This is a genomic window from Dolichospermum circinale AWQC131C (genome assembly GCF_000426905.1).
GTDB classification, from domain to species: Bacteria; Cyanobacteriota; Cyanobacteriia; order Cyanobacteriales; family Nostocaceae; genus Dolichospermum; species Dolichospermum circinale.
In genome coordinates, this window is the sequence record NZ_KE384614.1 from 1 (window position 1) to 6,575 (window position 6,575).

Below are 6,575 nucleotides of genomic sequence, written 5' to 3' on the forward strand. Positions count from 1 at the left end.
GCTAATTGAGAAAAGTCTGATATAATTAGTTTTCAGGATGATTATTTATATCGAACTCAGGTGTTACCAATATCACCAGCATTAGCAGGAACAGCAGCAGTGGCAATAGCACCAACAGTTAGTAAAGCCAAGATAAACTTATTCATGGTTAATCTTATGAGTTTGACACTGTAAATTTGACTTACATCTAGCCAGATTTCTTTCCCTCGTGAGAATAAAAGCCCAAAGAAGCCCCACCCGTCTTTTATTCTCTGTTTTCTATGCCTAAGGCCATGTACTGAATATACAACTTCTGCAACGGTGAGTCAACTGTTTGTTACAAAAACTTACACTAATTCTCAGAAAATTACTAAGCTGTACTCCATTTAATTTGTATGATTCTAGCGGGCAAGATGCCCGCGCCACAACATCTAGCCAGGTTAAGATTATTAAATTTAGATGCGTAACAGCTTATTAAATTCTGCCATGATACCTCTGCTAAGGCTTTACAGTAATTTTACGGTTTTTTTAGTTAGAAGCATGATCTACCTAATGTAGATACAGAAAACAATTATTCCACATTATTTAGTCACGGTTGGGGTTTCCAAATCCTGTTTCTCTGGTTTAGGATAAACAGTTACCCAGTCCAAATACTGAATTGGCGGAAATAACTCTACCCTTGCTACTGAAGCCGGGAGTTTCTTTAAATCTAGAGACTTAATTCTACCTATGGCTAAACCAGCCGGGAACTTCTGACTATAAGTAGATGTGGACACTAAATCACCTACTCTGGCATTAGGGACTTTTTCGTAAAATTCTAAGATCCCTTCTGCAGAAGAATCACCCTGCAAAATCCCTTTAGCTGAAGTCCGGCTGATAGTCACTCCTACTTGACTTTTCAAATCACTAACTAACAATACACGACTAGTATTATTAGTCACACTTTCTACCAGACCGACTAATCCACCATCAGCTTTAACAATAGAACCTTCTTGAATACCCGATGTTGTCCCCCGATTTAAAATCACTTGTTGCCACCAGTTATCAGCACTACGTCCCACCACCCGTGCTATAATCGGTTTTTGCTCCCCGGCTTCTTTCTCCGTATAACCCAGTAAATTTTTTAACTTTTGATTTTGGCTTTCCAGATCAACTATGCGGGTTCGTAATTCTAAAAATCTCGCATCCTGGATACTTTGCTCAGGAATTGTTCCTGAGTGCAACATTTGTAAAGGGCTAGTTATTGCTTGATACATTTCACGCAATAAAGCACCTTTTGTTTCTCTGATTGTCCACGCACCACCTAAAACTAGCGCTAATAACCCTATTTGTAATCCTTTATATTCCCACCAGCGTTTTGCAGTTAACATAAGATATCCGTATATATTTCTATAAATTTTGTAAAAGTAAATGATTCAAAAGTTCCAGGAATATAGCTTTATCCAGTTTTAGTGTTTTTATACCAAAATTCCGTTAGTAAAGTTTTCGCCCTGTGGCGTTTGTGATAGTGCTACATGATGTTGTCCATACCTCTGTATACTTTTTATCATAAATTTATCAAAAAAAGAAGGATTCCATAGTTAGTTGTTCATAAATACAGAATCCAGTATTCTTAACTAACTGATTTTTGCTACATATTGCGAGAACGTCCGCTGAATACTCTCTCCAACTGCTTGAAGTTTTCTAATACACGACCTGTTCCCAAAACTACACAGCATAAAGGATCTGCTGCTATATGGGTAACAATACCTGTCTCATGACTAATTAAAGTGTCTAGTCCTTTGAGTAATGCGCCACCACCCGCTAACATGATACCACGATCAATAATGTCTGCTGCCAGTTCTGGCGGTGTGCGTTCTAGTGTGCGTCTCACTGCTTCTATAATTACCGCTAGTGGCTCTAACATACTTTCCCGAATTTCAGCACCTTTGATGGTGACAGTCCTGGGTAAGCCAGAAAGCAAATGCAGTCCACGGACTTCCATTATTTTATCATTATCATCTTCGGTGGGATAGGCAGAACCAATCCTAATTTTAATATCCTCAGCAGTACGTTCACCAATTACCAGATTATGAATTTTCTTCATATAATGAATAATTGCTTCTGTTAGTTCATCTCCTGCAATGCGTACTGACTCGCTAATTACTGTCCCTTGCAGACTTAATACCGCTACTTCTGTTGTTCCACCTCCGATATCAATAATCATATTACCAGTGGGTTCGGCAACTGGTAGTCCTGCACCAATGGCCGCTGCGACTGGTTCATCAATTAAATATACTTCTCTAGCACCGGCTTGAGTAGCTGCATCCATGACGGCTCGTCTTTCTACTCCTGTGACACCACTAGGAATACCAATTACGATACGGGGTAACATCAGGGATCTACCTTCATTTACCCGCTGAATAAAGCTTTTTAGCATCAATTCTGCCGTATCAAAATCAGCAATCACGCCGTCACGCAGGGGACGCAAAGCCACTACATTCCCTGGAGTCCGACCGAGCATTTTTTTTGCTTCTTCTCCCACTGCCAGTGCCACTTTGAGATTTTGATCAATGGCAACTACGGAAGGTTCTTGCAGGACAATTCCTTTACCTGATACATAAACTAGGGTATTGGCTGTACCGAGGTCGATACCCATATCCCATGATGGACGAAAATTCCTGAAAAGACCCACGCGTCTGTGTTCCCCCTATTTATGCTAATTGTGACTATCAAGATAAGAGTTAATAATGACGGATTACATGATGTTTGTTTGCCTGATTTCAATCAACTAGAGTATTTTTTTGTCTAGCTTTTGTCAATCTTAATTTTAGTTTCAGAACTGTTGTGTTCTATTTTTTAAATATCATTCGGTAAAATCAGATAACTTTTTTAACGCCAACTATTTTTTGAATGTTTTCGTGGACTTAATTGTGGGGATTCTAACAGATATTCAATAATTTTACAATTAAATCCTATCTAGTTTCAAACCCACTGTCTTTTCTGGTCGCAATTTCCATTCAAGTGAGGTACAAGAAGTCAGAATTAAACGCGGATTAATTCAGATGATTTTGTACCTAACTATAAGGATTAGCTATAATCGCTATTAGTTCCCAAACCCCTGTTCCCTGTTCCAGGTTGAAAAAACTCCAGTTTTCAACTCGGACGAGGTTTAGTTATTATAGTTAATATACAGCGGATTTTATCCAATGATGGGGTACACTTTAAGCAGGCAGGACTTGTACTGATCTTGTCGAAGTATGCCCGCACACAAGATTTTTATGATTAATGTCTGTACCCGATCATCTCATAATATCGGAAACTGCTGTATTATGAATCATAAAGTACAAATGTACCAAAAGTAAAAGTTATGAGCATTAATGTTGTTACCCTTGTTGGTCGTGTAGGTGGTGACCCAGATATGAAGTATTTTGAGTCGGGTACAGTTAAATGTAGATTGACTTTAGCAGTAAATAGAAGATCCCGTAACAACGATAAGCCAGACTGGTTTAATCTAGAACTCTGGGGAAAAACTGCGGAAGTTGCCGGCAATTATGTCCGTAAAGGTAGCTTGATTGGGGTGAAAGGTTCTTTGAAATTTGATTCCTGGAGCGATCGCCAAACCGGAGTCAATCGTTCTAGTCCAGTTATTCATGTAGAACAACTAGATTTACTAGGTTCTAAACGTGATAATGAAGGTGGTATGTCTGATATGTCTCCAGATAATTTTTAATCTACAGGATTTACGCAAATGCGTAAGTCCTCTGAGAATACTCAAAAATTTTTACACTCTAGGAATCCCTGCTCAGACTTTATAAAAAAGTTACCCAAGTAGATTATAATCAAAATTATTGTACAAAAAATAGTTGAGAATATCAAGCCCTCAAATTAACTTTTTTCGTTTAACTATTGAGAATATTCTCAAGATTATTGAGAATATAGGGTTTATTTAATAGTGCGACCTATTTTATAAAAGTTTGATTGAAAAAACTTATCGGTTTTGCGGGAAAACATTGAAAATCTAATTGGATTAGCGATACAGGGATTTCCTGGGTTTGTTATTATAGATAAGTTTCAGAAAAAGAAAACTTTTCGGCGAATATAATATGGCTTAGGCCACGCTGCGCTATCGCTACTACACAAACAAAGTCTACCTATTCCTGCGGAACGCTACGGGAACGTGGACTAACACAAAATTAACGTTTTTAAACCCACGTAGGTGGGTTTAGCCTGTGTAGACACGGTTTCTAACCGCCCAGATATGTATGAATTTAGACTTTTAAAACACTATCTTACTTCTCTAAAGATGGGTATTTAATCATGAAATAGGATTTACGCACGAGCCACGGAATAGAGAGAATCAAGATTTGAGAAGTATTTTGCGTAAATCCTATGATAAATTTACTTAAGACCTAGCCATGAAAGTACACCTTGATTGGTAGTGTATTCAATCACAACCATTAAAATAAAGCCAATCATAGCCGCTCTGCCATTTAATCGTTCGGCATATTCATTAAAGCCAAACTTAGGTTCTTCTAATTTAGGGGTAGCAGTTGGTTGTTGTGTCATAATTGAGTAATTTCTCTCTTGTGATTGTCAAACAAAAATTTACAGGGATCTGGCAACTAAATTTCGGAGTATAGTGATCGGTGCTTTACATTTTTTCATTATTCTTTATCTATTGTAATAAAACTGGCCGATTAGTCAAGGTGAAAGAGACTAAAAATTTCGGATTTTGAATTGCTGAATACGGAAATAGTCAGATAGGTGCTGGCACGCTAAAGTGAAACAATAAAATATGAGAGGTGATTAATGGAAATTGGTGTTCCTAAAGAAACTAAAGATCAAGAATTTCGAGTAGGGTTAAGTCCCTCTAGTGTCAGGGTCTTACGGGAAAATGGCCATAATATATTTGTAGAAAGTCAAGCTGGTAATGGTGCGGGATTTACTGATGAGGATTACAGCAATGCTGGGGCTGAAATTGTTGATAAAGCCAGTGCTGCTTGGGATAGAGAGTTAGTTATTAAGGTAAAAGAGCCTTTGACAAGTGAGTATAAGTTCTTGCAAAAAGAACAGTTGTTATTTACTTATTTACATTTAGCAGCAAATCGCCAATTAACAGAATATTTAATTGATTGTGGCATTTGTGCGATCGCTTATGAAACCGTAGAACAACCGGGAGCAAATAGACTTCCCTTACTCACTCCTATGAGTATTGTTGCTGGTCGGTTAGCGGTCCAATTTGGTGCTAGATTCTTAGAACGTCAACAAGGAGGAAGAGGTGTACTTTTAGGGGGTATACCGGGAGTCAAGGCTGGTAAAGTGGTGATTTTAGGTGGTGGTGTAGTGGGTACAGAAGCCGCAAAAATTGCCGTGGGTATGGGCGCAATGGTGCAAATATTAGATGTTAATGTGGAACGGTTATCCTACTTAGAAACCCTGTTTGGTTCGAGAGTAGAATTACTTTACAGTAATTCTGCCCATATTGAAGCCGCAGTTAAAGAAGCTGATTTACTGATTGGTGCAGTTTTAATTCCTGGTAAAAAAGCACCGATTTTAGTATCCCGTGAATTAGTGAAACAAATGCGTCCTGGTTCAGTGATTGTTGACGTGGCTGTGGACCAAGGTGGATGTGTTGAAACACTACAACCAACATCTCATACAAATCCCGTATATATTGATGAGGGAGTAGTACATTATGGAGTTCCGAATATGCCAGGAGCAGTACCTTGGACATCAACACAAGCTCTCAACAACAGCACCTTACCCTATACTGTCCAGTTAGCAAATTTGGGAACTAAAGCTTTAGAGCTTAATCAAGCTTTAGCAAAAGGTTTAAACGTTAAAAATCACCATCTTGTACACCCTGCTGTCAAAGAGGTGTTCCCTGATTTAGTTGAGTAAGTTGTACCCCATTTAATTTGTATAATTATAGCGGGCAAGATGCCCGCACCACAAGATTGAGCCATATTATCCTGTAAAAGTATATTATTAGGGGTAAAAGCTAATAGATAAAATAGCGTCAAAAACTATTTCACCATTGATAAAATAATACCCACTAATGAACCGAGAATTAACGCAATACTACTTAAAGAACTAATTGCAAAACCTGGACCGCGTTTTTCCGCAGCTTGGTAATATCCCCAAGCATAAGCAATACGTCCTACTACCCAAGCCGCACCTAGCCCAGAACCCCAAATAGGACTAACGTAAAGAGAAAATAACCATAAAGCTGGGATAAATAGAGCCAGTTGTTCTAAGGTGTTTTGCTGTACCCGTAATACTCTTTCAAAATCGGGATTTCCTGTAGTTTGTGGCACAGGGACTTGATACTTAAATCTAGCTCTACCAACATTGATTGTGACGAAGAAGTATAGTATAAGTGCGGAAACAGTCACTAAACTAGGATAAGGGGACATAAACTTTAATAAAATTAGAAATTGGCTTTATCTACAAAGTATTATAGATGATATGGGACTCCTATTTGATTTTTGATAGCTGGCGTGGCGTAGCCATACAAGACTCAGTAGGTATCAATTCTGTCTTTCTTTCTGTGTTCCCTGTTCCCTGTTCCCTGTTCCCTGTTCCCTGTTCCCTTGTCATAACGACAATTTTTC

Annotated in this window: 6 protein-coding genes; 2 read left to right on the top strand and 4 right to left on the bottom strand. The window is 38.4% G+C overall.

Annotated features, from left to right (window positions below; all coding sequences use genetic code 11):
* Positions 1–560: 560 nt before the first annotated feature.
* On the bottom strand, positions 561–1,349 hold the full coding sequence (gene mreC / locus ACIR131C_RS0112090) for a rod shape-determining protein MreC (protein ID WP_028090402.1): 789 nt from the start codon (positions 1,347–1,349) through the stop codon (positions 561–563).
* 260 nt (positions 1,350–1,609) lie between these two features.
* On the bottom strand, positions 1,610–2,617 hold the full coding sequence (locus tag ACIR131C_RS0112095) for a rod shape-determining protein (protein WP_028090403.1): 1,008 nt from the start codon (positions 2,615–2,617) through the stop codon (positions 1,610–1,612).
* 711 nt (positions 2,618–3,328) lie between these two features.
* Between ACIR131C_RS0112095 and ACIR131C_RS0112100 the strand changes: the two genes are divergently transcribed.
* Positions 3,329–3,691 (top strand): single-stranded DNA-binding protein, encoded by a 363-nt coding sequence (locus tag ACIR131C_RS0112100; RefSeq protein ID WP_028090404.1) that lies wholly within the window; start codon positions 3,329–3,331, stop codon positions 3,689–3,691.
* Between the two features lie 668 nt (positions 3,692–4,359).
* Here ACIR131C_RS0112100 and ACIR131C_RS25535 read toward each other — a convergent pair.
* Positions 4,360–4,527: a chlorophyll a/b-binding protein gene (locus ACIR131C_RS25535; RefSeq protein WP_028082380.1), complete on the bottom strand. Its 168-nt coding sequence runs from the start codon at positions 4,525–4,527 to the stop codon at positions 4,360–4,362.
* Between the two features lie 243 nt (positions 4,528–4,770).
* Here ACIR131C_RS25535 and ald point away from each other — a divergent pair, with 243 nt between their 5' ends.
* Positions 4,771–5,862, top strand: coding sequence for an alanine dehydrogenase (gene ald, locus ACIR131C_RS0112110; protein WP_028090405.1), 1,092 nt, complete (start codon positions 4,771–4,773; stop codon positions 5,860–5,862).
* A gap of 125 nt (positions 5,863–5,987) precedes the next feature.
* Here ald and ACIR131C_RS0112115 read toward each other — a convergent pair whose 3' ends face one another.
* Entirely contained in the window at positions 5,988–6,377 is a 390-nt protein-coding gene (locus ACIR131C_RS0112115; RefSeq protein WP_028090406.1) for an MAPEG family protein, read from the bottom strand.
* Positions 6,378–6,575 lie beyond the last annotated feature (198 nt).